General features: G+C 47.8%; 30 protein-coding genes. 29 read left to right on the top strand and 1 reads right to left on the bottom strand.

Annotation, left to right across the window (positions count from 1 at the left end; translation table 11 throughout):
* Window positions 1-18 precede the first annotated feature (18 nt).
* The 29 genes from AC2CGA_RS04725 to AC2CGA_RS04585 all read left to right on the top strand — a co-directional run bounded on the left by AC2CGA_RS04725 (window position 19) and on the right by AC2CGA_RS04585 (window position 23,615).
* Window positions 19-816, top strand: coding sequence for a terminase small subunit (locus AC2CGA_RS04725; RefSeq protein ID WP_003154855.1), 798 nt, complete (start codon window positions 19-21; stop codon window positions 814-816).
* Window positions 813-2,111, top strand: a complete 1,299-nt coding sequence (locus tag AC2CGA_RS04720; RefSeq protein ID WP_046559511.1) for a PBSX family phage terminase large subunit — start codon at window positions 813-815, stop codon at window positions 2,109-2,111. The genes AC2CGA_RS04725 and AC2CGA_RS04720 overlap by 4 nt, the downstream gene beginning before the upstream one ends.
* Before the next feature lie 48 nt (window positions 2,112-2,159).
* Entirely contained in the window at window positions 2,160-3,539 is a 1,380-nt protein-coding gene (locus AC2CGA_RS04715) for a phage portal protein (protein WP_182275224.1), read from the top strand.
* Window positions 3,540-3,570: 31 nt separating this feature from the next.
* Window positions 3,571-4,419: an XkdF-like putative serine protease domain-containing protein gene (locus AC2CGA_RS04710; RefSeq protein WP_014304846.1), complete on the top strand. Its 849-nt coding sequence runs from the start codon at window positions 3,571-3,573 to the stop codon at window positions 4,417-4,419.
* A 26-nt stretch (window positions 4,420-4,445) separates the two neighbouring features.
* A complete protein-coding gene (locus AC2CGA_RS04705) occupies window positions 4,446-5,381 on the top strand; it encodes a phage major capsid protein (RefSeq protein WP_007407274.1) in 936 nt (311 codons plus the stop codon).
* A 16-nt stretch (window positions 5,382-5,397) separates the two neighbouring features.
* Window positions 5,398-5,781 carry a protein YqbG gene (gene yqbG / locus AC2CGA_RS04700; protein ID WP_182274942.1) on the top strand — a complete coding sequence of 128 codons (384 nt, stop codon included), beginning with the start codon at window positions 5,398-5,400 and terminating at the stop codon, window positions 5,779-5,781.
* A complete protein-coding gene (locus tag AC2CGA_RS04695; RefSeq protein WP_003154844.1) occupies window positions 5,778-6,134 on the top strand; it encodes a DUF3599 family protein in 357 nt (118 codons plus the stop codon). Before yqbG ends, AC2CGA_RS04695 begins: the two co-directional genes overlap by 4 nt.
* Window positions 6,131-6,634, top strand: a complete 504-nt coding sequence (locus tag AC2CGA_RS04690; protein WP_043867016.1) for an HK97 gp10 family phage protein — start codon at window positions 6,131-6,133, stop codon at window positions 6,632-6,634. Before AC2CGA_RS04695 ends, AC2CGA_RS04690 begins: the two co-directional genes overlap by 4 nt.
* Window positions 6,631-7,077 (top strand): hypothetical protein, encoded by a 447-nt coding sequence (locus AC2CGA_RS04685; protein WP_014304848.1) that lies wholly within the window; start codon window positions 6,631-6,633, stop codon window positions 7,075-7,077. Before AC2CGA_RS04690 ends, AC2CGA_RS04685 begins: the two co-directional genes overlap by 4 nt.
* The gene (locus AC2CGA_RS04680; RefSeq protein WP_107994435.1) at window positions 7,074-7,283 is read left to right on the top strand and encodes a YqzN/YkzM domain-containing protein; all 210 of its coding nucleotides are present in this window, start codon (window positions 7,074-7,076) and stop codon (window positions 7,281-7,283) included. Before AC2CGA_RS04685 ends, AC2CGA_RS04680 begins: the two co-directional genes overlap by 4 nt.
* Window positions 7,283-8,680, top strand: coding sequence for a phage tail sheath family protein (locus tag AC2CGA_RS04675; protein ID WP_003154838.1), 1,398 nt, complete (start codon window positions 7,283-7,285; stop codon window positions 8,678-8,680). The genes AC2CGA_RS04680 and AC2CGA_RS04675 overlap by 1 nt, the downstream gene beginning before the upstream one ends.
* A gap of 1 nt (window position 8,681) precedes the next feature.
* The gene (locus AC2CGA_RS04670; protein WP_003154837.1) at window positions 8,682-9,125 is read left to right on the top strand and encodes a phage tail tube protein; all 444 of its coding nucleotides are present in this window, start codon (window positions 8,682-8,684) and stop codon (window positions 9,123-9,125) included.
* 75 nt (window positions 9,126-9,200) lie between these two features.
* Window positions 9,201-9,647 carry a phage tail assembly chaperone gene (locus AC2CGA_RS04665; RefSeq protein ID WP_003154836.1) on the top strand — a complete coding sequence of 149 codons (447 nt, stop codon included), beginning with the start codon at window positions 9,201-9,203 and terminating at the stop codon, window positions 9,645-9,647.
* Window positions 9,648-9,688: 41 nt separating this feature from the next.
* Complete coding sequence (locus tag AC2CGA_RS04660; RefSeq protein ID WP_015239684.1) at window positions 9,689-9,841, top strand: hypothetical protein; 153 nt, start codon at window positions 9,689-9,691, stop codon at window positions 9,839-9,841.
* Window positions 9,829-14,793, top strand: a complete 4,965-nt coding sequence (locus AC2CGA_RS04655; protein WP_484480139.1) for a transglycosylase SLT domain-containing protein — start codon at window positions 9,829-9,831, stop codon at window positions 14,791-14,793. The genes AC2CGA_RS04660 and AC2CGA_RS04655 overlap by 13 nt, the downstream gene beginning before the upstream one ends.
* Complete coding sequence (locus tag AC2CGA_RS04650) at window positions 14,786-15,445, top strand: LysM peptidoglycan-binding domain-containing protein (protein WP_230639815.1); 660 nt, start codon at window positions 14,786-14,788, stop codon at window positions 15,443-15,445. The genes AC2CGA_RS04655 and AC2CGA_RS04650 overlap by 8 nt, the downstream gene beginning before the upstream one ends.
* 13 nt (window positions 15,446-15,458) lie before the next feature.
* On the top strand, window positions 15,459-16,436 hold the full coding sequence (locus AC2CGA_RS04645) for an XkdQ/YqbQ family protein (RefSeq protein WP_349686148.1): 978 nt from the start codon (window positions 15,459-15,461) through the stop codon (window positions 16,434-16,436).
* Window positions 16,436-16,702 carry a DUF2577 family protein gene (locus AC2CGA_RS04640; protein WP_007610818.1) on the top strand — a complete coding sequence of 89 codons (267 nt, stop codon included), beginning with the start codon at window positions 16,436-16,438 and terminating at the stop codon, window positions 16,700-16,702. Before AC2CGA_RS04645 ends, AC2CGA_RS04640 begins: the two co-directional genes overlap by 1 nt.
* A gap of 103 nt (window positions 16,703-16,805) precedes the next feature.
* Entirely contained in the window at window positions 16,806-17,231 is a 426-nt protein-coding gene (locus AC2CGA_RS04635) for a DUF2634 domain-containing protein (protein ID WP_003154825.1), read from the top strand.
* Entirely contained in the window at window positions 17,224-18,270 is a 1,047-nt protein-coding gene (locus AC2CGA_RS04630) for a baseplate J/gp47 family protein (RefSeq protein WP_003154824.1), read from the top strand. The genes AC2CGA_RS04635 and AC2CGA_RS04630 overlap by 8 nt, the downstream gene beginning before the upstream one ends.
* A complete protein-coding gene (locus AC2CGA_RS04625) occupies window positions 18,254-18,832 on the top strand; it encodes a YmfQ family protein (protein ID WP_349686149.1) in 579 nt (192 codons plus the stop codon). The genes AC2CGA_RS04630 and AC2CGA_RS04625 overlap by 17 nt, the downstream gene beginning before the upstream one ends.
* Window positions 18,829-19,101, top strand: coding sequence for a hypothetical protein (locus tag AC2CGA_RS04620; protein ID WP_003154822.1), 273 nt, complete (start codon window positions 18,829-18,831; stop codon window positions 19,099-19,101). The genes AC2CGA_RS04625 and AC2CGA_RS04620 overlap by 4 nt, the downstream gene beginning before the upstream one ends.
* Window positions 19,102-19,103: 2 nt before the next feature.
* On the top strand, window positions 19,104-20,726 hold the full coding sequence (locus tag AC2CGA_RS04615) for a pyocin knob domain-containing protein (RefSeq protein ID WP_003154821.1): 1,623 nt from the start codon (window positions 19,104-19,106) through the stop codon (window positions 20,724-20,726).
* 12 nt (window positions 20,727-20,738) lie between these two features.
* The gene (locus tag AC2CGA_RS04610; RefSeq protein ID WP_003154820.1) at window positions 20,739-21,110 is read left to right on the top strand and encodes an XkdW family protein; all 372 of its coding nucleotides are present in this window, start codon (window positions 20,739-20,741) and stop codon (window positions 21,108-21,110) included.
* A 5-nt stretch (window positions 21,111-21,115) separates the two neighbouring features.
* A complete protein-coding gene (locus AC2CGA_RS04605; RefSeq protein ID WP_003154819.1) occupies window positions 21,116-21,313 on the top strand; it encodes an XkdX family protein in 198 nt (65 codons plus the stop codon).
* 56 nt (window positions 21,314-21,369) lie between these two features.
* Window positions 21,370-22,131, top strand: a complete 762-nt coding sequence (locus tag AC2CGA_RS04600; protein ID WP_484480138.1) for a phage portal protein — start codon at window positions 21,370-21,372, stop codon at window positions 22,129-22,131.
* A gap of 51 nt (window positions 22,132-22,182) precedes the next feature.
* Entirely contained in the window at window positions 22,183-22,446 is a 264-nt protein-coding gene (locus tag AC2CGA_RS04595) for a hemolysin XhlA family protein (protein WP_003154815.1), read from the top strand.
* Between the two features lie 13 nt (window positions 22,447-22,459).
* Window positions 22,460-22,723: a phage holin gene (locus AC2CGA_RS04590; protein ID WP_003154813.1), complete on the top strand. Its 264-nt coding sequence runs from the start codon at window positions 22,460-22,462 to the stop codon at window positions 22,721-22,723.
* A gap of 13 nt (window positions 22,724-22,736) precedes the next feature.
* Window positions 22,737-23,615: an N-acetylmuramoyl-L-alanine amidase gene (locus AC2CGA_RS04585; RefSeq protein ID WP_014304858.1), complete on the top strand. Its 879-nt coding sequence runs from the start codon at window positions 22,737-22,739 to the stop codon at window positions 23,613-23,615.
* Window positions 23,616-23,650: 35 nt separating this feature from the next.
* On the opposite strand, the gene AC2CGA_RS04580 is transcribed toward AC2CGA_RS04585, so the two are convergent.
* Window positions 23,651-23,776: a hypothetical protein gene (locus tag AC2CGA_RS04580; protein WP_003154809.1), complete on the bottom strand. Its 126-nt coding sequence runs from the start codon at window positions 23,774-23,776 to the stop codon at window positions 23,651-23,653.
* Between the last annotated feature and the right edge of the window lie 18 nt (window positions 23,777-23,794).

Here is a 23,794-nt window from a genome sequence, read left to right as displayed (position 1 = left end):
TGGCGGTGATGCCGTAGCATGAAAAACGCAAAAAGAGAACAGGCATTTACAATCTATCAGTCTCATAAAGGCCGCATCACAAATCGCGCCCTTGCCGGCAAATCAGGCGTATCCGCAAGAACAATCGGCAGATGGAAAAAAGAAGGGCGCTGGGACGAGGCGCTTAATAAGAACGCGGAAAGCGGCGGAAAAAACAACCCGGGCGAAGGTGATGAGTTAAACGAACGCCAGCGGCTGTTTTGTCTTTATTATGTGAAAAGCTTTAACGCCACCCAATCTGCGATAAAAGCCGGGTATTCACCGGAAAGCGCGCATGTGACGGGAAGCAGGCTGTTAAAAAACGAAAAAGTCGCTAAAGAAATCAGCCGCATGAAAAAGGAAATGGTTAATAAAGTGTTTGTCGAAGCGATGGACGTTCTTCAAGTCTATGTGAAAATCGCTTTCGCCGACATTACCGATTATGTAACCTTCGGAAAAAAAGAGGTTCAGGCCTTCGGAAAATCAGGGCCGCTCTTTGACGAAAATGATAATCCGATTATGCAGGAGATCAGCTACGTTGACGTTAAAGATTCGCACCTTCTGGACGGAACCATCGTCACGGAAGCAAAACTAGGGAAAGAAGGCATTGCAATAAAGCTTGCCGACAAGATGAAGGCTCTTGAAAAGCTGTCCTTGTACTTTGACCTTTTCCCTGACCAATTTAAACAAAAAATCGAAAATGAAAAATTAAAGCTGGCACAGCAGAAGATGGAAAAAACAGAAGACAGCCAAAAGCCGATTGACATTGTCATTACGCGGAAAGAGGAACGGACATGATTGAAAAAGCGGTCAACCCGCGCTTTGAAGATTATTTGTTCAATTGGAATGAAACGTACCAATTTCTCGTCGGAGGCTACGGCTCGTCAAAAAGCTATCATACCGCGCTGAAAATCATCTTGAAGCTGCTTCGTGAAAAGCGGACGGCGCTTGTCGTGCGGGAAGTTTTCGATACGCACAGAGATTCTACTTTTGCCTTGTTTGAGGACATTATCGAAGAGCTTGAGCTGGGACATGCCGTAAAGGCCGTGTCATCACCGATGCAGCTGAGATTTTCAAACGGAAGCCGGATTATGTTTAAAGGGATGGACAACCCGGCCAAATTGAAATCCATTCATCATATTTCACTGATTTGGATTGAAGAATGCTCTGAAGTGAAATATGAAGGCTTTAAGGAGCTGATCGGGCGTCTGCGCCATCCCGAGCTTTCGCTTCATATGATATGCACCACAAATCCCGTCGGCACCTCCAATTGGACGTACCGGCATTTTTTTCGTGATGAGCAAAACAAACGGTTCGTATTGGATGATCAGACACTGTATGAAAAAGGCACCGTCGTTAAGGGAGATACGTATTATCACCATTCCACAGCGTGCGATAATCTGTTTTTGCCGAAAAGCTATATTAAGCAGCTGGACAGCTTACGGCATTACGATCCTGATTTGTACCGGATCGCCCGCAAAGGACGGTTCGGCGTCAACGGCATCCGCGTGTTTCCGCAGTTTCAGGTCATGGAGCACAACGAAGTAACGGAGCGGATTGCTTCCATCAGGCGCCCCCTGTTTCGGACCGGCATGGATTTCGGTTTTGAAGAGTCATACAATGCGGTCATCCGGCTAGCCGTCGATCCGGATCATAAAGATCTTTATATTTTCTGGGAGTATTACAAAAACAAAATGACCGATGATCAGACAGCTGAGGAGCTTCAAGAATTGGCGGATCAAAAAGAGCTGATCAAAGCGGATTCGGCTGAGCCGAAAAGCATCCAATATTTCCGCAGGCAGGGATTTTGCATGGTCGCGGCCAAAAAGTTTCCGGGCTCAAGACTTCAGTATACAAAAAAGCTGAAACGGTTCAAACATATCTATTGCTCAGACAGCTGTGAAAATACGATCCGCGAATTGCAGAACTTAACGTACGCAAAAAACAAAAACGGCGTTCTGTCGGAAGATGAGTTTTCAATTGATCCCCACACACTTTCAGCCATTTGGTATGCGCTGGATGACTATGACGCGGCGGATCTGAAAGATGCATCACAAAAACGGAGACGTCCGAATCGGGAAAGGAGGAGATAGGCGTTGCCTAACTATCAAAACGTTAGAGCCACCGTCTTTAAATCAAAAATGGCCGCGCCGCAGGCAAGGCAGATGAACGAAGATCAATTTGCCGATCTGTACGGCGAAGACATCATTTCACCGCCCTATAATCTCATTGAACTGAAAACAATCGCCGAATACTCGACGATTCTTCAGCAGTGCATTGACGCGTATCGGGTCAATATTACGGGTTTTGGGTTCGATGTGGAATATACCTTTGATGTAAATAGCCCAGATTGCTCACCGTCTAAAAAGGCCCGGGCCGAAAAAAACTGGATGAAGCTGGAGAGCTTTTACAAATGTCTTCATTTTGATGAATCGGCCGAGACGGTCCTCGGATATGCGATAGAAGACCGCGAAAAAACGGGCAACGGTTTTCTCGAAGTGCTTCGGGACGGCGCGGGAAAACCGGCGGGGATTGAATATCTGGATGTGAAACATATGCGCGTCTGCGGTGTGACTGATCCCGTTGAAGTTACATTTTCATATGAAGAAAACGGCGCATCCAAAACGATTAAAAGGCAAAAACGGTTCCGTAAATATGTTCAGATGCTGAACCGACGGAAAGTGTTTTTTAAGGAATACGGCGATCCCCGCATGATGGACATGAGAACCGGTGAATACGTAAAGACCCTGTCTGAAGAATACCGGGCAAATGAAGCCATTCACTTAAAAATCGGCAGCGGCACTTACGGCATTCCGCGCTGGGTCGGCAATATCGTCAATCTGTACGGCGCCCGGAAAGCGGAAGAACTGAATTTTATGTATTTCAAGCAGGGCCGTCACGTGCCGGCCGCCATTACGGTTGAAAACGGCATGCTGTCAGAAACCTCGTACAAAGAGCTTCAGGATTATATGAATGACCTGGAAGGGGTGGAAAACGCCCACAAATTTCTGCTGATTGAGGCGGAAGGCATTGCGAAGGAAAAAGACCTTCACGGAGGCGAAGACATTACGCCCGTGTCTGTGGAAATTAAATCACTTGCGGAAATTCTGCAGGATGATGCGCTGTTTCTTGAATATGACGACAGAAGCAGAAATAAACTCCGTTCCGCTTTCCGTCTCCCGCCGCTTTATACGGGAGAGGCGCAGGAATACAACAAAGCCACAGCCGATACGGCACGGAAAATAACGGAGGAGCAGGTGTTTCAGCCGGAGCGGAAAACGCTGATTAATAAGCTCAACACGTTATTTTTGCCTGAACTGGGTCTCCACGATGTACAGCTCACATTAAAAGGGCCTGATTTTCGCGATCCGCTTGAAATTGCGAAGGTGCTTACGCCATTTATTTCCGCCGGCGCGGTCTCTCCTAATGACCTCCGTGATCTGGCGGGAAGAGTGCTCGGCAAGACGCTTGAGGAATGGCCTGAAGAGTACTACAGCCGGCCGGTGCTGAAAGGGAAATAGGAGCAATCCTGAAAGGGGGTGAAAACATCTCGTGCCGAGAGAATTGAGAAATGCCGTCATCAGTTTTGTGAGCTATGTCGATAAGGCGGCGAACCAAACGGAATTCTTTTTTACAAAATCAGCCGGAGGCCTTCCGTCATTTGAAAAAAAGGTGCAGGTGTTTACAAAAAACGAATCGGATGAGCAGAAGCTTGTTTACGGCATCGTTTACGAGCCTGATGTCCCCGATGCACATGGCGATTATATGACGGCTGAAGAGATTGAAAAGGCCGCTCACGGTTTTTTGGCGGACGCCCGCAACATCGATACAAATCATAATTTTGAAGGCGGGACCGGCGAGGTGGTGGAGTCGTACGTCGCCCCGGATGACTTTGAAATCGGGAATGCTGTGATCCGGAAAGGATCTTGGGTGCTTGTCACCAAAGCTTCCGATGAAGTATGGGATCAGATTAAAGCCGGTATCATTACGGGCTACAGCATGGCGGGAACCGCTGACGTTTACGAAGAGCCGGCAGAAAAGCAAGCCGGCTTATTCGGCGCGGTCAAGCAATTTCTCGACCGTGACCGCAAATCAAGAAACCGCAAGGGAGAGGACTTGAACAAGATGAGAAAAGAAGACGTAAGAGAATCGATTGAACACGCGCTGCACCCGCTTTTAAAGCGGCTTGACAGTTTAGACCAGAACAACACGGAAGACAAGGACGGGGCGGCTGCGCCGTCTGATGAAGAAAAGCTGAAAACACTTGTTGAGGACATGCTGGCGCCGATTATTAAACGCATTGAAGCGCTTGAAAAAGTAAGAGGCGCATCAAAGCAGCCGGAAGAAGAGACGGGCGGCCAAGAGCCTGTTAAAAAATCCATTTGGAGCGGACTGCTTTAAGCCCAGTCAGAAGGAGGAACTGTAGAGTGAGAAATCAAGATATCATCAGAAAGGCGGAAATGTCACTTTCCGCTTTAAAAAGCGGCGGTTTAATGAACCCCGCACAAGCTTCAGCATTTATCCGCATGGTGCAGAACACGCCGACCATTTTCAGCGAATCGCGTGTGATTCAAATGGAAAATGACTCGCAGAAATTTGAAAAAATCGGTTTCGGCCAGCGGATTCTGCGTGCCGCTGAGGAAGGAAAAGCCTTAACTGACGATCAGCTGACCGTCCCGGCAACAAGTACGGTGCAGCTGAATACGAAAGAAGTCATTGCGGAAATTAATATCACCTATGACACGCTTGAAAACAATATTGAAAAAGACGGCCTGCAGCAGACGATCATGCAGATTTTGGCGGAGCGGGCGGCAGTCGATATTGAGGAGCTTGTCGTAAACGGCGATACATCTTCTTCTGATCCGTACTTGGCACAGCTTGACGGAATCCGTAAGCAGACTGTATCTCACGTCATTGACGGAAACGGGGAAGAGCTGTCCAGAGCCACATTTAAAAAAGGCTTAAAAGCCATTCCGGCAAAATATTTGCGACTGCCTCAGGAATTCAGATTTTACACATCTCAAGGCATGGAGATTGAATGGAAAGACCGTGTGGCTGACCGTCAGACCAATCTGGGAGATCTTGCGGTGCAGGGCGGTTTGTCTTCAGCATTCGGCGTTCCGGTCAAAGGAGTGTCCAATCTGCAGCCGTACTCAGTCGGAGAAGGTGATTCCCAGTACGATGCGTCTGACATCATTTTGACTCACCCGAAAAATATCATTCTCGGTTTTTCAAGAAATATCCGAATCGAAGTAGATAAAGATATTCGCAGCCGCAAATTTATTATCGTACTGACGGCTAAACTTGACAGCAAATTTGAAGAAGAAGATGCAAGCGCCAAAATCGTAAACGTTAAAGAATAAGACGGGGGTGGCAGTTATGTTAATTCAGCCGTCTGACGTTGTTTCATATTCAGTTTATGATCAAGTCAAAAACAGGCCGGAGCCGCTTCTTATACAGGACATTCTGGAGGCGGAGGCGGAGGCGGCCAGAATGGCGGGGCATTCGTTCACTGACCCTGTTTACTCACCGCTTCCCGAAAAGATTAAGCTTGCGTTATTAAAGCTTTCTCAATATTTTGCGCTGATCAACCAGAATGAAGCAGCCGCTTCCGCCTATCAATCTGAAAAGATAGGCGACTACTCGTATACGGTGGCAGGTGAAGGCGGAATCAGAAAACCGGCGGTGCACCATCTGCTCTGTGAATATATCACGCCGGGTTATTCTCCGGTTTCTGCACACGCAAAGGTGAGACCTTTATGAGCTACGAACGGCTGCTCACTGACAGATGCGATATTTATCATGAGACGGTGTCAGTTCCGAAGGCCGGACGCTTCGGGATTCCCGCCGAAAAGCTCCAGCCTGTCTTTTCTTATCCGGAAGTGCCCGATTATGAAGACGTGCCGTGTCTGTTTGTTGAAAAACAGCAGCAGCTTATTCAGCTTGAGCCTGATCATAAGGTATATCAGCGGTTTCTCGTTCATTTTCCGAAAGAGGCCGTTGTGCGTGTCAATGACAAAATCATTTGGGAAGGACAGGCGTATATTCTGGAAATGCCGAAGAAAGCAAGACAGCACCATTGGGAGGTTATCGCTGTGAGAGATGACAGACTATGAACATAAAAAACCTTGAACAATGGAATCGGTCGCTGCAAAAGGCATCATCCGGAGAATTTGCCCGTCAGGCAGGCGAATGGCTGGAACAGTCAGGAGAGGATTTTCTCGACTTGGTACGGGAGGAGCTTATTCATTCGGGCGGGATTGATACAGAAAGCCTGCTGTCTTCTTTCCGGAAAGGAGCGCAGGATCACGTATGGATCATTGAAAACGGGGGACTGACCCTTGAAATCGGCACCAATGTAGAGTATGCCTCATTCATAAATGACGGACATTGGACCGTCTCAGATGAAAATGTCAGATGGGTGCCCGGGTATTTTCAAGGCTCCCGGTTCATCTATGATCCGTCAGCTTCAACGGGAATGGCGCTCAAAAAACAGTGGATCAGCGGAAATGGGTTTTGGGACAAAGCCCTTCTTTTGTATGAAACACTCTTCGCCGAATCGCTGGACAAGCGTTTCAATCAGTGGCTTAACACGTTGGGGGGAGATATCGGATGAATCGCGAGACCGGTTCAATCGCCGCTTTTTTGTATCAGCAGTGCGGCGTGCCCGTATATGAAAATGAACTGCCTGAACAATTTCAGGTGCCGTCACTTTACATCCCGCCCCCGTATGCTTTTGACGAGAATGACACAGTCTCCACCTTTAAGAAGACATACAGTCTGAATGTGAAGCTGTTCCATGCCGACTCGGTGCAGGCCCTCTATGCAGCCGACGGGATCGCCGATGCGGTGAGAGAATCAAGACAGCTGATTCCGCTGCTTACGGAATCAGGGGAGGATACCGGTGATTTCGTCCGCATCAGCCGTATCGAAACAAGAGTCGGAGACAAAGGCGAGGCAGTGATCACCATCCGCTGGACGAGCCGCTACTACTATCAAAAACAAACATCTCCCGCACTGCGGGATGTGGACATTAACAGCGGGGTGAAACAAAAGTGAAACAATATAAAAAGAAAAACGCCGCAACGGCGGAACGAGCGGTTCTTTATGACACGGCGGATTTAACAAAGCACGCGAAGGGGCTTTTCGGCGTAAAACCCGAGATTCTCCAGGGGGCTTTATTCGGCGTGAAGCAAAAACAAATGACAAAAGCGCAAGCCAAGTCTTACATTGAAGCATTTTTAACCAAGGAGGTCATGCAATAATGAACGGCGGAACATTTACGCAAGGAAAAGAAAAAGAACGTGCCGGAATCTATTTTAACTTTAAAACAACCGCCCAGGAGCGGGTATCGATCGGTGAACGCGGGATTGTCGCCCTTCCCGTCGCATCCGGCTGGGGGGAAGCGAAAACATTCGTTTCCATTTCAAGCGTTGAGGATTTGAATAAAAAAGTGGGGCTCAGTATTGAAGATCCGTCACTGATTCTGCTTCGTGAGGCGAAAAAGAAAGCAAAAACCGTTTTGATGTACCGTCTGACAGAGGGAATCAGAGCGAGTGCAGATCTTTCGCAAGGTGTTAAAGCAACCGCTTTGTACGGGGGTTCAAAAGGAAATGACATCATCATCCGCATCAGTGAAAACGTCCTTGATCAGACCGCTTTCGATGTGACCACTTACATGGATGAAGCGGAAGTTGACAAACAAACGGTGAAAAAAGCCGAAGAATTAAAAGCAAACGGCTATGTCACATTTACGGGAACGGGCGAACTGTCGGCTTCCATCCCGCTGACAGGCACTGAGGAAGAATCCGGGGAAACGTTAAACCCGCAGGCAGGCATCCGTCTCGCGGGAGGAACTGATAAAGCACCGGTCAACTCAGACTATACGGATTTTTTAGCTGCGGCTGAAACGGAGAATTTCGATGTCATCGCTCTTCCTGTCGCGGAAAACGATCAGCTGAAAGCGACATTTGCCGCATTCATTAAACGCCTTCGCGATGGGCAGGGACAGAAAGTGCAAGGGGTGACCGCCCATTACAGCGGGGATTATGAAGGCATTATCAATGTGACTGAAGGTGTGCTGCTGGAAGACGGAACTGAGATTAAAGCTGAAGATGCGACCGCCTGGGTGGCAGGCGCAAGTGCCAGCGCCGCATTTAATCAATCCTTAACATTCGTTGAATACGAAGGCGCCGTCGATGTGCTGCACCGCCTGACTCATGATGAAGTGATCGAACGTCTTTCCAAAGGTGAATTCCTTTTCTCTTATGATGCCCGTGATAAGTCAGTCAGCGTTGAAAAAGATATCAACTCATTGGTGACATTTACGGCAGAGAAAAACAAAAAGTTCGCGAAAAACAAAATCGTCCGTGTGCTTGATGCGGTGAATAACGATTTGACACGTGAACTGAAAGCCTTAATTAAATCGAAAAAAGGCACCGGAAGCGATCTTCCTGCGACAAATGACGGCCTTCAATTCGTTAAAACGATGATTATTCAATATTTGACAACGCTCCAGGATGCGGGCGGCATCGCTAACTTTGATTCAGACAAAGACATTACAATCGGGCTGAATGAAGACCGCGACGGCTTTTTAATCGATCTCGCCGTACAGCCTGTGGATGCGGCAGAAAAATTCTACTTTAATGTGGAGGTAAACTAAGATGGCATTAAAAGCGCAAAACACGATTTCAGGAAAAGAAGGCCGTTTATTTCTCGACGGAGAAGAGATGGCGCATATTAAAACCTTTGAAGCAAACGTGGAAAAAAACAAATCAGAAGTAAACATCATGGGCCGCCGCATGACGGGACATAAAACAACAGGCGCCAACGGAACAGGCACGGCAACATTCTATAAGGTCACATCCAAATTCGCCGTCCTTATGATGGATTACGTCAAAAAAGGCAGCGACCCGTATTTTACGCTGCAAGCCGTTCTTGACGACAAATCATCAGGCCGCGGAACAGAACGCGTCACCCTGTATGACGTCAACTTTGATTCTGCAAAAATCGCCGGACTGGACGTAGACTCAGAAGCCCTCGAAGAAGAAGTGCCGTTTACCTTTGAAGATTTCGATGTGCCGGAAAAGCTTTCTGAAACGTTTTAATCAGAATCATTGTGAGTGAAACAGGCCTTTTACAGGCCTGTTTTTTTATAAAAAAAGAGTAAGGGAGTTTTCATCATGAGCGAAAAAAACGAACAAGTATATGATCTGTCATTCTTTATGCCGGGTAAAACAGTCGAGGCTGAGGAGATCCGGGTTCCGCTTTCAAAGCGTTTTGTCGATAAAAAAGGGAACATCGTGCCTTTTATTTTTAAAGCCATTACGACTGAGCGCATTGACGAACTGGAGAAGGAAAGCACGACATATAAAAATGTGAAGGGCAGAGGCCGCGTAAAAGACTTAGACAGCCAGCGCTTCTATGCGCGGATCGCGGTTGAATCTACGATTTACCCTGATTTCCGGTCTAAGGAGCTCCGCGACGCTTACAAAACGGCAGATCCGGTCGAGGTGGCAAAACGCGTTCTTTCAGTCGGCGGTGAGTATGCAAATTGGCTGAATAAAGCGATTGAGATCAATGGTTTTGAAGATGAATTAGAAGATCTGGAGCAAGAAGCAAAAAACTGATAAAAGATGGGAATAAGGAAGCCGTGTATCTCTATTACGCGATGCATGAGCTTCATTATTCTCCATCAGAACTGAAAGAGTTATATGAAGCACCGAGACATTTTAAGGCGCTGTTGTACGGTTTAATCGGTTACAAGCTGGACATTCTTGAAAAACAAGCGAAGAAAGGGGGAGCGACATCATGGCAAAGCTGACCGCCCGTTTTGAATTGGAAGATCGGGTTTCAAAGAAAATAAGGAAAATCCAAAATGGCTTCAGAGCGCTTGAGAAATACAGGAAAATGACAAAACGCCAAAGTGAAATTGATATACGCAAAGAGAGTAAATCTGTTTTAAGAACAATTGACCGCATCCAGCGCTCTATGAAAAGAAAGCTGGGCGCACAAATGATCTCTATTTCAGCTGAAGACGGAGCCAGTGCCGTCATTCAAAAGGTGCAAGCCCAATTAGCGGGTCTGCCTGCGTCTTTAACCGTTAAAATAGGAGCAAAAGACAGCGCGACAGCGGCATTTGAGAGATTGCGGGATCTGGCTGCCGGTTTTAAAGGATTTACCGTTTCACTGTATGCGTCAGACGAAGTGACTCCTGCCATGGAACGTATCAAACGCTACATGCAATCTGCGTTAAAGAACGGGTACTCTGTCACTATACGCGTCATAGATCACGTCATGAAAACAGTCGGCCGAATTTCAGCGGGGATTGATTCGCTGACGGGGAAAAACAATGTCATTCAATTATCGTTAAACGAAAAGGTGACAGCACAGCTGGCTGCAATGCAAAAGAATATGCCGGACGTCGGAAAAGCTTCTGCATCTGCTGCTCCTGCTTCGCCGCAAAATGATTTTTCAATGCTTGACTCCATTGCAGACACCTTCATGAAAAAAGTCAATGATATCGCATCCAAATTTTATCCGGAAACAATCATAGCGGAACTGGATAAATTCGCTGCAAGCTTTATGAAGAAAGCGGACGAAATCGCGAGCAAATTCAGCCCGGAGACAATATTAGCAGAGCTGGATAAGTTCACGACCTCATTCATGGGGAAAGTGGATGAAATCGCGAGCAAATTCAGCCCGGCAACGATATTAGCCGAGCTGGACAAGTTCACAACCTCATTCATGGGGAAAGCGGACGAGATTGCGAGCAAATTCAGCCCGGCAACAATATTAGCAGAGCTGGATAAGTTCACGACCTCATTCATGGGGAAAGCGGATGAAATCGCAAGCAAATTCAGCCCGGCAACGATATTAGCCGAGCTGGACAAGTTCACGACGTCATTCATGGGAAAAGTGGACGAGATTGCAAGCAAATTCAGCCCGGCAACGATATTAGCCGAACTGGACAAGTTCACGACGTCATTCATGGGAAAAGCGGACGAGATTGCAAGCAAATTCAGCCCGGAGACGATATTAGCAGAGCTGGATAAGTTCACGACCTCATTCATGGGAAAAGCGGACGAGATTGCGAGCAAATTCAGCCCGGAGACGATATTAGCAGAGCTGGACAAGTTCACGACGTCATTCATGGGAAAAGCGGACGAAATCGCGAGCAAATTCAGCCCGGCAACGATATTAGCAGAGCTGGACAAATTCGCTGATTCGTTTACGAAAAAGGTAGACGGGGTCGTGAGTAAATTCAGTCCGGAAGCCATATTGAAAGAACTGGATAAATTCACTGATTCATTTATGAAAAAGGTTGATGACGTTGTCAGCAAATTCAGTCCGGAGACCATATTGAAAGAGCTGGATCATTTTACTGATTCGTTTATGAAGAAAGTCGACGACGTTGTCGGTAAATTCAGTCCTGATAAGCTAATCGACCGCGCCGAACAATTTGTAAATGACACGATTGACCGAATTTCTGAGAAATTCGATTTTCTCAATCCGGATAAGATTCTGGAAAAAGTGGAGCAGTTTACTTCCTCACTGTTCGGAGGCATTGATAAAAAGTTCGGCAAGTTCAGCCCTGATGCGATCATCGAAAAAGCCGAGGCATTTGTTGATAAAATTGTCAGCAAGATTGCCAAGAAATTTGAGAAATTCAGCCCGGACAAAATCATCGAAAAAGCCGGGGAATTAATAGAAAAAATATTTTCAGGAATTGCTGAAAAATTAGGCAAACTCAATATCGGCGGATTATTAGGAGGCGGCACGAAAAAAGAAAAGAGTAAGGGGAGCCTTTCTGCCGGCGGCACCAACAGCCCGAAGCGTCCTGAGCTGACAAAGGGTCCGCAGCGCACGGGACCATCACCGAAATCTTCAGGAAGGTCAGCCAAAAAAACCGGCGGGGCTTTGGGGGGCTGCTGCTGCTGTACCGGAGTGACGAGGGGCAAAAGCAGTAAAGTCGAAGGGCGGAATAAATCTTCGAAAAGAGGTTCCTCCGTAAAGGAAAGCAAACAGGCATCCGTAAACACGCCGAAAACAAAAGGGGCAGGTAAAGGCATCGGCGGGCTTTTGAAAGGCTTAGGAGATTCAAAGGCGCTGAAAGGCGGTATGAAAGGGTTAAAAGGTGCCGCTAAAGGAATTCCCGGCATAGGTGAATTGTTATCACTTACTGATTTAGCCGGCATCAATAAAGATAATGCAGGAGAGAAGGTCGGCTCAGCAGGCGGCGGTCTTGCAGGAGCCGCGGCCGGAGCGGCAATCGGCAGCGTTGTTCCCGGAGTGGGCACATTAATCGGCGGCGCGGTAGGCGGCATCGCCGGCAGTTTAGGCGGTTCCGGCTTGGGAGAGGCCTTTGATTCAGGGGCTTTGAAAGACACATGGAATGATATTTCCGAAGCGGCGCAAAGTGCTTGGACAACAATACAAGATACTTGGGGAAGCGTTTCATCCTGGTTCATGGAAAATGTATGGACGCCGGTTTCATCAGCTGTCGCCGGAGTGGCGACAAGCATCTGGTCAAATATCGTGAATGCGTGGACGACGATTCAAGAGATTTTCAGCACGGTGTCATCCTGGTTCATGGAGAATGTATGGACGCCGGTTTCAACGGCTGTCGTCGGAGTGGCGACAAGCATCTGGTCAAATATCGTGAATGCATGGACGACGATTCAAGGTGTCTTCAGCACAGTATCCGGCTGGTTTATGAGCACTGTCTGGGAGCCCGTAAAATCGGCTGTCGTCGGAGTAGCGACGTCCATTTGGAGTAAAATCACAGGAGCTTGGGATAAAATTAAATCTGTTTTCAGTACGGTATCCGGCTGGTTCATGGATATTGTCTGGAACCCGGTGAAAAACATGGTGGAAAAAGTCGGAAAAGGAATATCAGACGCTTTCACGACTGCTTTAGATACGGTAAAGGATATATGGAAAGGGTTAAGCGGCTGGTTTGAGAAACATATAAAAGAACCTCTTGTAAAAGTGGGAACAGCCATATCAGATGCTTTTTCTGCAGCATTCGACTGGGTGAAAAAGATTTGGGATAAAACCGGCGGCAAATTGATTTCAGGCGTAATGGACTTTGTCACAGGAGGCGGCGGAGATAAAAAGAAAAAAACGGACAAAAACGCCACGGGCGGCTACATTACAAAGCCGACCATTTCCTGGATCGGTGAAGCCGGTAAAGAATTTGTCATCCCCGTCGACAACAATCGCGGCCGGGGGAAGATGCTGCTTTCACAAGCTGCGTCTAAGCTCGGCATGCGTGTTGTCGATGATATGGGTGCGGCTTCAACTCAATCTTCTGCTGTGCCGGCGGGAGCGGGCGGTGTTTCTTCTTCGGCGTCTGTATCGGCCGCTGCGTCTGTGGATGCTTCCGGATTTGCGGGGACGGCTTCATCACTCGGCAAACAGTTTACTGAAGGCTTTGACAGCGGAATCAGCAATAAAGCGGTGGACATGGACGGCTGGAAGGAGAAAAACATCGGAACGCCGTTTAACGCCCTTATTTCGTCTTCGCCCGATTACGGAAAGCAAGTCGCTGCGGGCTATGCCAAAGGTCAGAATACATCGCCGACGGGCACCGATTCGTTTTTAAAAACAAAGGTGAAAACACCTTATCAATCGGCGGTTAATCAATCGTCATCATGGGGCGCCGCCACAGTGAAAGGTTATTCGGCCGGACAGAATGCAAAAGATACGGGAACGTCGCAATACGTAAGCACACATATCAATAAACCGTTTGTTCAATCAAGAGATTCCGCGAACGGCTGGGGGTCAGGCCTGATCGGACACTTCGTATCAGGGATGACTGCAAAAGGAAGCGAAGTCAAACAGGCGGCCAAAGATATGGCCAAAAAAGTCGAGGACGCATTCAGGGAAGAGCTTGATATTCACTCTCCTTCCCGTGTCATGATGAGTCTCGGACGCTTTGCTTCAGTCGGCGTCGTCAAAGGTCTCAGCTCAGTTGACGTGAAAAAATATGCGGAAAAACAGGCAGGCTCGCTTGCAGCAGCCTTTTCCGGCATGGGTGCAGCGGGAGGAAGCGTCAAAGAATGGCTTTTGGCCGCAATGAAAGCAACCAATACGCCGATCAGCTGGCTACCGGGATTAATGACGATCGCACAGCATGAGTCAGGCGGCAACCCTAATTCCATTAATCTATGGGACAGCAACGCCAAAGCCGGACACCCGTCACAGGGGCTTATGCAGACGATTCCGAGCACCTTTGAAGATCACAAAGCGCCGGGCATGAATGATATCAGAAATCCAATCCACAACGCCGCTGCCGCTATCGGCTATATTAAAAGCCGATACGGCTCGATCAGCAATGTCCCCGGGATTAAAAGTATGGCTCATGGCGGCCCTTACGTCGGTTATGCCAATGGGGGTCTGATTACCAAGGAGCAGATCGCCCGTGTCGGCGAAGGGAACAAACGGGAGTGGATCATCCCTGAAGAGCGGGGCATCCGCGGCCGTTATCTGCTGCAAAAAGCGGCTCAGGCGCTCGGCATGGAAGTGTCCGATCCGTCCCGGACGGAACCGGCGGCGCTTTCAGCCGGCACGGTTTCCGCAGCCGTTAAAGGCGGCGGCCAAACCGTTCAAAAAACGGGAACAAAAGAAATTAAAATCGAATTCAGCGGCGATCAGCATTTCCATAACGGGCAGGACGCCGAGAGCCTAGCCGCCAAAATCAAACAGGCGCTGATTGATGAACTGCAAAAAGACATTTATACCGGAGCAAAGGGGGCCGTTGCTTTTGACTAAATCTGTTTACGAATTTTGGCTGTCTCAAGGGAAGGACAAGCTCCGGCTTCCCGTTCTCCCTGAAGCGATTGATATCGCAAACAGCGTGCAGAATGATTCCGTGAAAGTCACCGGACTTGGAGAGGTGACGTTTATCGAAGAACCGGGAGCGAAAGAAATTTCGTTCTCTTCTTTTTTTCCGAAACGGTACAGCCCGATTGCCGAATATCAAAGCATCCCTTCACCGGAAAAAGCCATTTCAGCCATTGAAGCATGGATGAAAGCGAAAAAACCCGTTCAGTTTTTGATTACAGGGACAAAAATCAATGTCACATGCAGCATTGAAAGCTTTAATTACAGCGAAGGTGACAATGAAATCGGCGCCCGGAATTTTGATATCGTACTGAAAGAATATAAAACCGCTTCGCCAAGAAAAATCAAACAAAAGAAAAAAACGAAAGCGAAGCGCCCGTCCAAAGCTTCACCCAAAACATATACCGTCAAAAAAGGGGATACGCTTTGGGACATCGCCGGCAAGTTTTACGGAAAACACACGGAGTGGCGGAAAATCTGGAACGCGAATAAAACCGCCATGATTAAGCGCAGCAAACGGAATATCCGGCAGCCGGGGCATTGGATCTTCCCGGGGCAGAAGCTGAAGATACCGCAATGAAACGGGTGAAAAGATGATTGAACTATTTGTCATAAAAGAAACGGAGTGGCTCGAGCTTGTCACAGAAAGCGTAACGCTGGAAGGACACAGATATCAGGCGCCCCGCTCCATCGAAGCGACGATTGTCGTAAAGCAGGGCAGCCAGACGTATTACGGCGTATCAGAAGGGGATACGGTTTTGTTCAAATGGAACGGAAAAGAGCTGTTCCGCGGCATTGTTTTTGCAAGAACGCCCGATGAGCATACCGTCGCCTTCACCGCATACGATATGCTCCAATACCTTGTGAAAAACCAGGACGTTTACGTGTTTTCCAACAAGCGCGCTGATCAAATATTAAAAAGGATCGCCAGCGATTTTCAAATTCCCGTCACATCCATTGCCAACACAGGCCATACCATTAAATCACTCGTTTTTAAAAATGATACAAGCCTTTACGATATGATGCTAAAAGCGTTAAAGCAGACAAAAAGCCAGACGGGGCGCAATTATCAGCTCTATTCAGAAAAAGGCAGGCTCGGCTTGCGTGAATGGCCGGAGCCGTCTGACATATGGGTGCTGGAAACAGGAGTTAATATTACAGGGTATCAATACAGCACCTCAATTGATGACACCGCAACCCGTGTCGTCATGCGGCTGCAAAAAGACAATAAAACGATAAAGGCTTCCGCCTCAGACAGCGCCGGCATGAAAACATTCGGCGTTTTGCAGTATACCGAAACGGTTTCTGACGACATTAACGAAGCCCAGCTGAAACAGCGCGCAAAAGTGAAGCAGGCTGAGAAAAAAGGCATTATGAAAGAGCTGAAAAATATACAGGCGATCGGTATTCCTGGGTTGGAAAGCGGATTGCCCGTCTATATTTCAATTCCGGAAATCGGGCTGAAGAAAACCTATTATGTAGATACGGACCGCCATGAATTCCAAGGAACAAAACATACCATGACGATTGACGTCACGGAGAAAAATTCACTTCCGGAGGGGACAGCCTGATGAGATTAAGTGATGCCATTAAACATTTAGCTGTCGGAGCGGTTGACGCTGAAGCGCCGGTGGAGCTGATGCCGGCCGAAGTGACCTCCGTTTCGCCGCTCGAGCTGAAACTGAAAGATCACGACAAACTTTTGATTCCGTCTGATGCACTCATTGTGCCGAAGCGGCTGAGATCCGGAGAAGATGATCAGCTCCAGGCGGGAGATCGGGTGATGACCGCCGCTTTAACAGGAGGACAGTCTTTCTTTGTACTGGACAAAATTTAACCGGCATCCGGACGGAGATATACGGGAATATCAGCCTATTAAAGCCGCTTCATCTGCCGAAGAGGGCTTTTTTACATGAACAAATCTAAAAGGAGCGGGTGCAATGGCCCTGACACCGGAAATCGAATTTGAAGATTTGGAGGATGCGAGTGAGGCCGTTGAGACTTCACAAACCTACCGAATTGACTTTGAAAACAACCGGATTACCAATGAACTGATAAACGGACTGGACGCAATCAGACAATTCGTCTATATCGCTCTTCACACAGAACGGTATTCATATTCGGTTTTCAGCCATGATATCGGAAACGAACTTCAGGAAGTGCTTTCAGATCAGAACACGACGGATGCTTATAAAAAAATGGAGATTCCAAGACTGATAGAAGAAGCCTTGCTGTATGATGACCGTATTTTGGCCGTTACCAATTTTGAGATTGAGAAAAAAGATGATGCCTTCATCGTCTCTTTTACCGTTGAAACTGATGAGGGCATGCTTGAGATAGAGGAGGTGCTGGGTGAGGATGTTTGAAGCTCAGACGTTTGACGACATTATGGACAGAATGCTGGCGCGCGTTACGGCGGATATTGATACGAGAGAAGGCAGCGTCATTTACAATGCGCTCGCGCCTGCGGCCGCTGAGCTCGCAAAGTCTTATATTTGGCTGGATACCGTGCTGGAGCTCGTGTTTTCCGATACGGCTCAGGGTGAATTTCTGGACAGGCGTGCTGCTGAGGCGGGAATTGAACGAACACCTGCCACTAAAGCGGTCAGAGCCGGAGAATTCACAGCGGGCATCACCATTCCGCCAGGCTCCCGTTTCTTCGTTGATAACCTGTATTTTCAATATACGGGGGATGGAACGCTTGAATGTGAAACAGCCGGTGAAGCGGGCAATGCCGGCATTTCGGGGCAGAACCTGCTGCCGCTTGATACGATACCCGGGCTTGAGAAAGCAGTCATGCGCGATATATTAATTCCCGGCCGTGAGGAAGAAGATGACAACAGCTTAAGGGCGCGCTATTTTACCCGTGTCCGCCGGGAGGCAGTCAGCGCAAATAAACAGCATTATAAACAATGGGCCGAAGAGGTTGACGGCGTCGGCAGGGCAAAAATCTTCCCGCTTTGGAACGGAGACGGAACGGTGAAAGTTGTCATCACAAATGCGAATTTGGAACCGGCATCAGATATTCTGATCAAAAAAGTAAAGGATTATATTGATCCGGACGAAGGGCAGGGAGAAGGACAGGCGCCGATCGGAGCGGCAGTAACGGTGGAAAGCGCCGTATGGAAAGAAATCGAAATCTCCGCTTCCGTGCTGCCTGAGCTGAACAGCTCGATCGATGACGTAAAAGCGGAGATTGAAAAAGGCGTACTGAATTTATTCAAGAAAATGGCCTTTGAAGAAAACACCGTCCGTTTATCACAAATTAACAACATCGTTTATAACTCGGCATCCGTCAGTGACTACGCCGATATTAAAATGAACGGTGCGGCAGAAAACCTCGTGCTCAGTGACGTGGAAATTCCTAAACTCAAAGAGGTGAAAATCCTTGAACAGACTCGATGAGATGACGGCGTACCTCCCGCCGTTTTTAACCCGATTAAAAGAGATGGCACAACTGCTTATGGCGGAAGCTCCTGAGTTTGAGCGGCAGAATAACGATATTTTCGATTTGACGGATCAGCTCTTTATCACGACGGCGACATGGGGGCTTGACCGCTGGGAAAAAATATTAAAAATACCGCGGGAATCAGGTGACACGGAGGATATGAGACGGCTCAGGCTGATCTCGAAGATGTCGAATATTCCGCCCATCACACATCAAGCGATTGAGCAGGCGCTAAACCGTTTTTTAAAACATCCGTCAGCTTATGTTCGGATGTTTCCGGGGCAGTATCGTTTTTATGCCGATATCGGGCTTGATGACCTGCAGCACATGAACGAGCTGATTGAAACGCTTGAAAAAATCAAACCCGCTCATTTGGCGTATACACTGAGAGCCGCATTAAACGAAACACTGGAAATCAAAGACCGGGTCATTCTCAACAATCGGAGATACCGAAAAGTCAGTGAACTGAAGGTCGGTTATTCCGTCACACTCAACAATAACGAGGTGGTCTTACCATGATATCAGCCGCTTACAGACAGCGTGCCGCAGCCGATCTGAAAAACAGGATCACAAAAGTGCTGTTAAACGGCAAAGAAACTCCGATTGCGGACATTTCCGTAAAAGATGCCGCAGTCACCGTTCTCACACGCAGGGAAGAAGACGTCAAACACATTGAAACCGTGCAGATGCTTGACGAAACAGGAAGCGTCATTACAGAACGAAAAACAAATTTAGATCTCAGCAATAACAGAACGCTTGATTTAAGATTTACCTTTGAGGTGGTGTAACGATGGCTTACGAAGAAAAAACAGACTGGCTTCCGGACGATCCGATTAATGAAGATGACGTCAACCGCTGGGAAAAAGGCATAAAAGACGCCCACACGGATCTGGCGGCCCATAAAAACGACATGAACAACCCGCACAAAACGACAAAGGCGCAAATCGGCCTCGGAAACGTGGACAATGTCCAGCAGGCAGCAAAGAAAGATTTTGACCGGCACAATCAAGATCTGGACCGGCATGTGACGAAAGAAGAGCGCCAGAAGTGGAATAACGGGCAATTGTCTAAAATCACAAAAGATGATGGCTCCGCTTTTATTAATATCTCTGACGGACAGGATTTTCATCAGACCGCTGCCAGCCAGAATAAGACCTTTACTTTCTCAGCAGCTGCAACCGGAATAAATACCCCGCCTAAACCGTCAGAGGGTATATACCTTTATTCTTCAAAGAATAACGGAGAGGCGGCCGCTTTCTCAGATGACGGGGGATTTTGGAGAAAAACGCTGAAAAACGGCATCTGGACGGAATGGATGCCATTTGAAACAGCTGCCGGAGCACAAGCAAAAGTAAATGAGCATGCCGACAAAACAGATCTTCATGTAACCAAGTCTGACAAAGACAAATGGAATGCAGGGCAGTTATTCAATCTGACTGACAATGACGGGAATGCTAAAACGGTAACAGAAACAAACTTAGACAATATAAAAACGTCCGGCATCTACTATATATCAGTTCAGCATACAGAAAATAAGCCTGCGGAATACGGACAATTAATTGTCATGCAAAGAACCCGCGGAGCATCACCGACTTTTGTCCAAATGTTTATAGACACAGTGACCGCCGGAAATCCCATATACGTCCGAAGTTTCAGCACTAAAGGCGTATGGTCGGAATGGAGCCAACAAGAAACAGATTCAGGCTCTCAAGCAAAAGTAGAGGCTCACGCCAATAAAAAAGACATTCATGTCACACAGGCGGATAAAGATATGTGGAACGGCGCACAGCTTTCGAAAATAACAAACGATAACGGCGGCTATCTTCTGACAATTGGTGATGATGATAACTTTCTTGAAAAAATCGTTAAAAACGGCAGGGCGTTCGGCACCTTTTATTCAACCGGCAAAGCGGCAAACAGTCCGAGCAACGCTTCAACCCGCGGCATGTTTCATTTTACCTCTCTTGACAGTGAGGGGAAAGGAACGTTTGGGTATGTCATTGCCGTCGATTATAAAAATAATATGTTCACGAACTATTTGGATTTGAACTTGGGCTGGCAGGGCTGGCGTCGCCTCGTTACTGAACTTGATACTGAGAATGTACCTTGGATAAATGTTCCTTATAAAAATGGCGCTAAATCAGGAGACAGGCCGCTTCAATACCGTAAAGTGGGAAACACCCTTCACCTGAACGGACACGTTCTTACGGACAGAGAAGTGGTATTCGGGAGTGTGCCGTCCTCTTGTGCGCCGGCCAAAGGCGTTGTGACAATGGTTGCAGCCAGCGGCACCACCGGTTACAGCAAATTTATAATCTATTCTAATGGAGATATGAAGCTGACGGGAATTATGGCCAATATAGAAAATAACGTGAACGGCTATTATATTGACCTTGTTTTGGCACTCACGTAAAGGAGCGAGAATATGAAATTAATATTTCCGTATGACAATGACAACATTTATACAGGCACTCCGGTTGAGCTTTATCCGGATTCTGAGACAGGAGATTATGTGATGCCGCCTAACGCTGCGGACTTACCGCCGGAAATAAACGGCGAAGGGATGTGGCGCCCATTTTTTGATGAAGAGAAACAAGAATGGGTGGAAACCGCTGACGAAGCATATAAAGAGAGCTTAAAAAAAGATACGGCTCCCGATTCAAACCAGCTTGCAGGCCTCGGCGGACAGCTGGCGAATGAGAAATTGGCCAGAAAAGCAGCCGAACAAGCGCAGCAGTCACTCGGCAGGCAATTAGCGTCTTTAAAACTGGAACTCTTAAACGTAAAAGGAGAATGAAAAAAATGAAAAAACTTAACTTTTGGGTTTACGCCTTGTTTTATGAGTGGGCCTCAACAGAAATGGTAAAACAGGCTATGGGCTATGATGACTGCTCTGCCGAAGATCTGGCTGAAGGGGTGGCTGCGAAGTATATCACGCCTGAGGAATTTCAAGAAATAACGGGTGAAACATACGAAAACTATAAAAATGCTGTGTCATAAGCCAAACGGCTTTTTTTATTTGTCATTTTTAATAAATGAGAACAGGAGGACGGCCGATGAAAAAGCATTCATTTGAATTTCCCGCCGATCAACTTGGCAGGCCCGGCGCCGTAAAAGCTTATCGCGGTAACAAAAACGATTATGTCACACCGGTTGCTGATTTGTCCGGAATGGCAGAGCTTCTTACCAATACGCCGCTAGAAGCGATTGAAGTCTACAGCCAATTCGGACAAGACCGTTTAGGAGCCGTCTTAATAAACAGAGCACAGGGGTGGGCTTATTCGGACCGCAGCGGAACTCTTTTTATCGAAGAGAGCGAGGATAACAATTCGTGGACAGCTTCACATTTTGTCGCAGTAAAAGGCGGAGTGCAGACCGCTTCGGGGTGGGTCAGCCTGACAAAAAGATATTACCGGTTCCGTTTTGAAAATGGAAATCAAAAGCAGTCCGAATTTGTTTTATACCAATCTGTCGGTACGGGCGGTGATATGGCATTTTCATATACAGACGTGATTTTTCATGAAAATGCAGCAGAGGCGGGCGAGGGAAGCATCTTCTCAGCAGGCGCTTGGAAAAAACTTCTCGTCGAAATCACCGGCACGGCTGAGTCGGGCCATGTCGCGTTTTGGGGGAGATCCATCTCGGGAAAAAATGTGCCGATCAGAGGAATCAGGTCTGATGACGGGACATCAGCCGCCGGTACGTCAGGCACAGAAGAAGTGTGGGCATTTGATATTGCCGGCTTTAAGGAAATCGTCATGGAAATCAAGAGCATTTCCGGCGGGAGCCTTTCTGTCAAAGGCACGGCATTTTCTTAAGAATGAAGCTTCCGAAGGGAGGTGAGAACAATGTAAGAGGAGGGAGCGGAAGTGCTTCTGGATGAACAAGCGGTGCAAAAAGAATTCGCAGGCATCAAAGGTGAACAAAAGGTGCTTGAACAGCGGGTAGCCGCATTAGAGCGGGTATCAGACCGGCAGGATCAGCAAATCATGACGCTGAATGAAAAACTGAACAAAATTGACGAAAACACAACATGGATTAAGCGGACCATTACAGGAGCGATCGTGACAGCAATCTGCACGGGCGTCATTGGCGGAGCCATCGCCATCATGTACAATCTGCTGCAAAAGTAAGGGGGAAACCGATATGAAATTCGCGGACAAAGGCACGGTCGTCAGGACGGTGCTTCTTTTGCTTGCTTTATTGAATCAAACTTTGCTGATGTTCGGCAAATCGCCGCTGAATATTCAGGAGGACCAGGTCAGCCAGCTTGCAGATACGCTGTATGCCGCCGGGTCGGCCGTTTTTACAATCATAACGACTGCCGCCGCCTGGTTTAAAAACAATTATGTTACAGCAAAAGGGAAAAAACAGCAGGCTTTATTAAAAATAAACAATTTATCGAAATAGGAGAGATGAGAATATGGTGAAAATCACACAGGATTTTATCCCGGCAGGAAACAATAACCGCCCAGGCTATGCAATGACACCGATTTACATTACGGTGCACAATACAGCCAATACCGCAGTCGGAGCTAACGCCAAAAGTCACGCAAGCTATGTGAAAAATCCCGATACACCGACAAGCTGGCATTTCACAGTCGATGATACGGAAATTTATCAGCATCTTCCGCTGAACGAAAACGGCTGGCATGCCGGTGACGGAAACGGGGACGGCAACCGTAAATCCATCGGTATTGAAATTTGTGAAAACGCAGACGGCAACTTTTCGCAGGCCGTGGCAAACGCCCAATGGCTCATCCGCACATTAATGACGTCGCACGGCATCCCGCTTGCGAATGTCGTTGCGCACAAGCATTGGTCAGGAAAGCTTTGTCCGAGAAGACTGCTGGATACATGGGATGAGTTTAAAGCGGGAATCGGTTCTGGGGAAAGACAGACGTATACCGTCCAAAAAGGAGATACGCTGTCGGCGATCGCGCGGAAATTCGGCGTCAGCGTGGCCGATCTGCAGAAATGGAATAACATCGCTGACCCGAACTTGATTAAAGTCGGACAAGTGCTGATCGTCAGCCCGCCGGTTGAAGCACTGTATTCTCTTCCGGATGAGGTGATCAAGCTGACAGAGCCGTACACGTCCGGTGAAAAGGTATACCAGGTGCAAAACGCGCTCGCCGCGCTTTATTTCTATCCTGAAAAAGGAGCTGTCAATAACGGCATTGACGGTATCTACGGTCCGGAAACGGCAGATGCCGTGGCCCGCTTCCAATCTGTAAACGGACTGACGTCTGACGGCGTCTACGGTCCCGCTGTAAAAGCGAAAATTCTGATGCAGCTTTAACAAAAAAAAGCTGAGTCCCGTTCACATTGCGGGATTCAGCCTTTTTTCTTTTTTAACCGGTTCAATAACCCGAGATTCCTCGCCCGCATCCTCAGCGAATAAGCGGAAAGCCCGAAGCGTCCGTAATCCACAAACTTTACGCGTCTGACAATTTTCTTCACATCATCACCTGTCGCATC

This window comes from Bacillus sp. SYZHCR11, assembly GCF_057196865.1.
This window is presented reverse-complemented; position numbering and strand designations above follow the sequence as displayed.

Excerpts from the sequence above, each read along its gene's own strand:
- AC2CGA_RS04715 (WP_182275224.1), top strand. The coding sequence starts at position 2,160 with ATGGCCGCGCCGCAGGCAAGGCAGATGAACGAAGATCAATTTGCCGAT.
- AC2CGA_RS04660 (WP_015239684.1), top strand. The coding sequence starts at position 9,689 with ATGCATGAGCTTCATTATTCTCCATCAGAACTGAAAGAGTTATATGAA.
- AC2CGA_RS04630 (WP_003154824.1), top strand. The coding sequence starts at position 17,224 with ATGTTTGAAGCTCAGACGTTTGACGACATTATGGACAGAATGCTGGCG.
- AC2CGA_RS04590 (WP_003154813.1), top strand. The coding sequence starts at position 22,460 with ATGAAATTCGCGGACAAAGGCACGGTCGTCAGGACGGTGCTTCTTTTG.
- AC2CGA_RS04635 (WP_003154825.1), top strand. The coding sequence starts at position 16,806 with ATGGCCCTGACACCGGAAATCGAATTTGAAGATTTGGAGGATGCGAGT.
- AC2CGA_RS04695 (WP_003154844.1), top strand. The coding sequence starts at position 5,778 with ATGAGCTACGAACGGCTGCTCACTGACAGATGCGATATTTATCATGAG.
- AC2CGA_RS04585 (WP_014304858.1), top strand. The coding sequence starts at position 22,737 with ATGGTGAAAATCACACAGGATTTTATCCCGGCAGGAAACAATAACCGC.
- AC2CGA_RS04655 (WP_484480139.1), top strand. The coding sequence starts at position 9,829 with ATGGCAAAGCTGACCGCCCGTTTTGAATTGGAAGATCGGGTTTCAAAG.
- AC2CGA_RS04645 (WP_349686148.1), top strand. The coding sequence starts at position 15,459 with ATGATTGAACTATTTGTCATAAAAGAAACGGAGTGGCTCGAGCTTGTC.
- AC2CGA_RS04605 (WP_003154819.1), top strand. The coding sequence starts at position 21,116 with ATGAAAAAACTTAACTTTTGGGTTTACGCCTTGTTTTATGAGTGGGCC.
- AC2CGA_RS04610 (WP_003154820.1), top strand. The coding sequence starts at position 20,739 with ATGAAATTAATATTTCCGTATGACAATGACAACATTTATACAGGCACT.
- AC2CGA_RS04720 (WP_046559511.1), top strand. The coding sequence starts at position 813 with ATGATTGAAAAAGCGGTCAACCCGCGCTTTGAAGATTATTTGTTCAAT.
- AC2CGA_RS04685 (WP_014304848.1), top strand. The coding sequence starts at position 6,631 with ATGAATCGCGAGACCGGTTCAATCGCCGCTTTTTTGTATCAGCAGTGC.
- AC2CGA_RS04620 (WP_003154822.1), top strand. The coding sequence starts at position 18,829 with ATGATATCAGCCGCTTACAGACAGCGTGCCGCAGCCGATCTGAAAAAC.
- AC2CGA_RS04640 (WP_007610818.1), top strand. The coding sequence starts at position 16,436 with ATGAGATTAAGTGATGCCATTAAACATTTAGCTGTCGGAGCGGTTGAC.
- AC2CGA_RS04675 (WP_003154838.1), top strand. The coding sequence starts at position 7,283 with ATGAACGGCGGAACATTTACGCAAGGAAAAGAAAAAGAACGTGCCGGA.
- AC2CGA_RS04665 (WP_003154836.1), top strand. The coding sequence starts at position 9,201 with ATGAGCGAAAAAAACGAACAAGTATATGATCTGTCATTCTTTATGCCG.
- AC2CGA_RS04670 (WP_003154837.1), top strand. The coding sequence starts at position 8,682 with ATGGCATTAAAAGCGCAAAACACGATTTCAGGAAAAGAAGGCCGTTTA.
- AC2CGA_RS04600 (WP_484480138.1), top strand. The coding sequence starts at position 21,370 with ATGAAAAAGCATTCATTTGAATTTCCCGCCGATCAACTTGGCAGGCCC.
- AC2CGA_RS04615 (WP_003154821.1), top strand. The coding sequence starts at position 19,104 with ATGGCTTACGAAGAAAAAACAGACTGGCTTCCGGACGATCCGATTAAT.
- AC2CGA_RS04725 (WP_003154855.1), top strand. The coding sequence starts at position 19 with ATGAAAAACGCAAAAAGAGAACAGGCATTTACAATCTATCAGTCTCAT.
- AC2CGA_RS04690 (WP_043867016.1), top strand. The coding sequence starts at position 6,131 with ATGAACATAAAAAACCTTGAACAATGGAATCGGTCGCTGCAAAAGGCA.
- yqbG (WP_182274942.1), top strand. The coding sequence starts at position 5,398 with ATGTTAATTCAGCCGTCTGACGTTGTTTCATATTCAGTTTATGATCAA.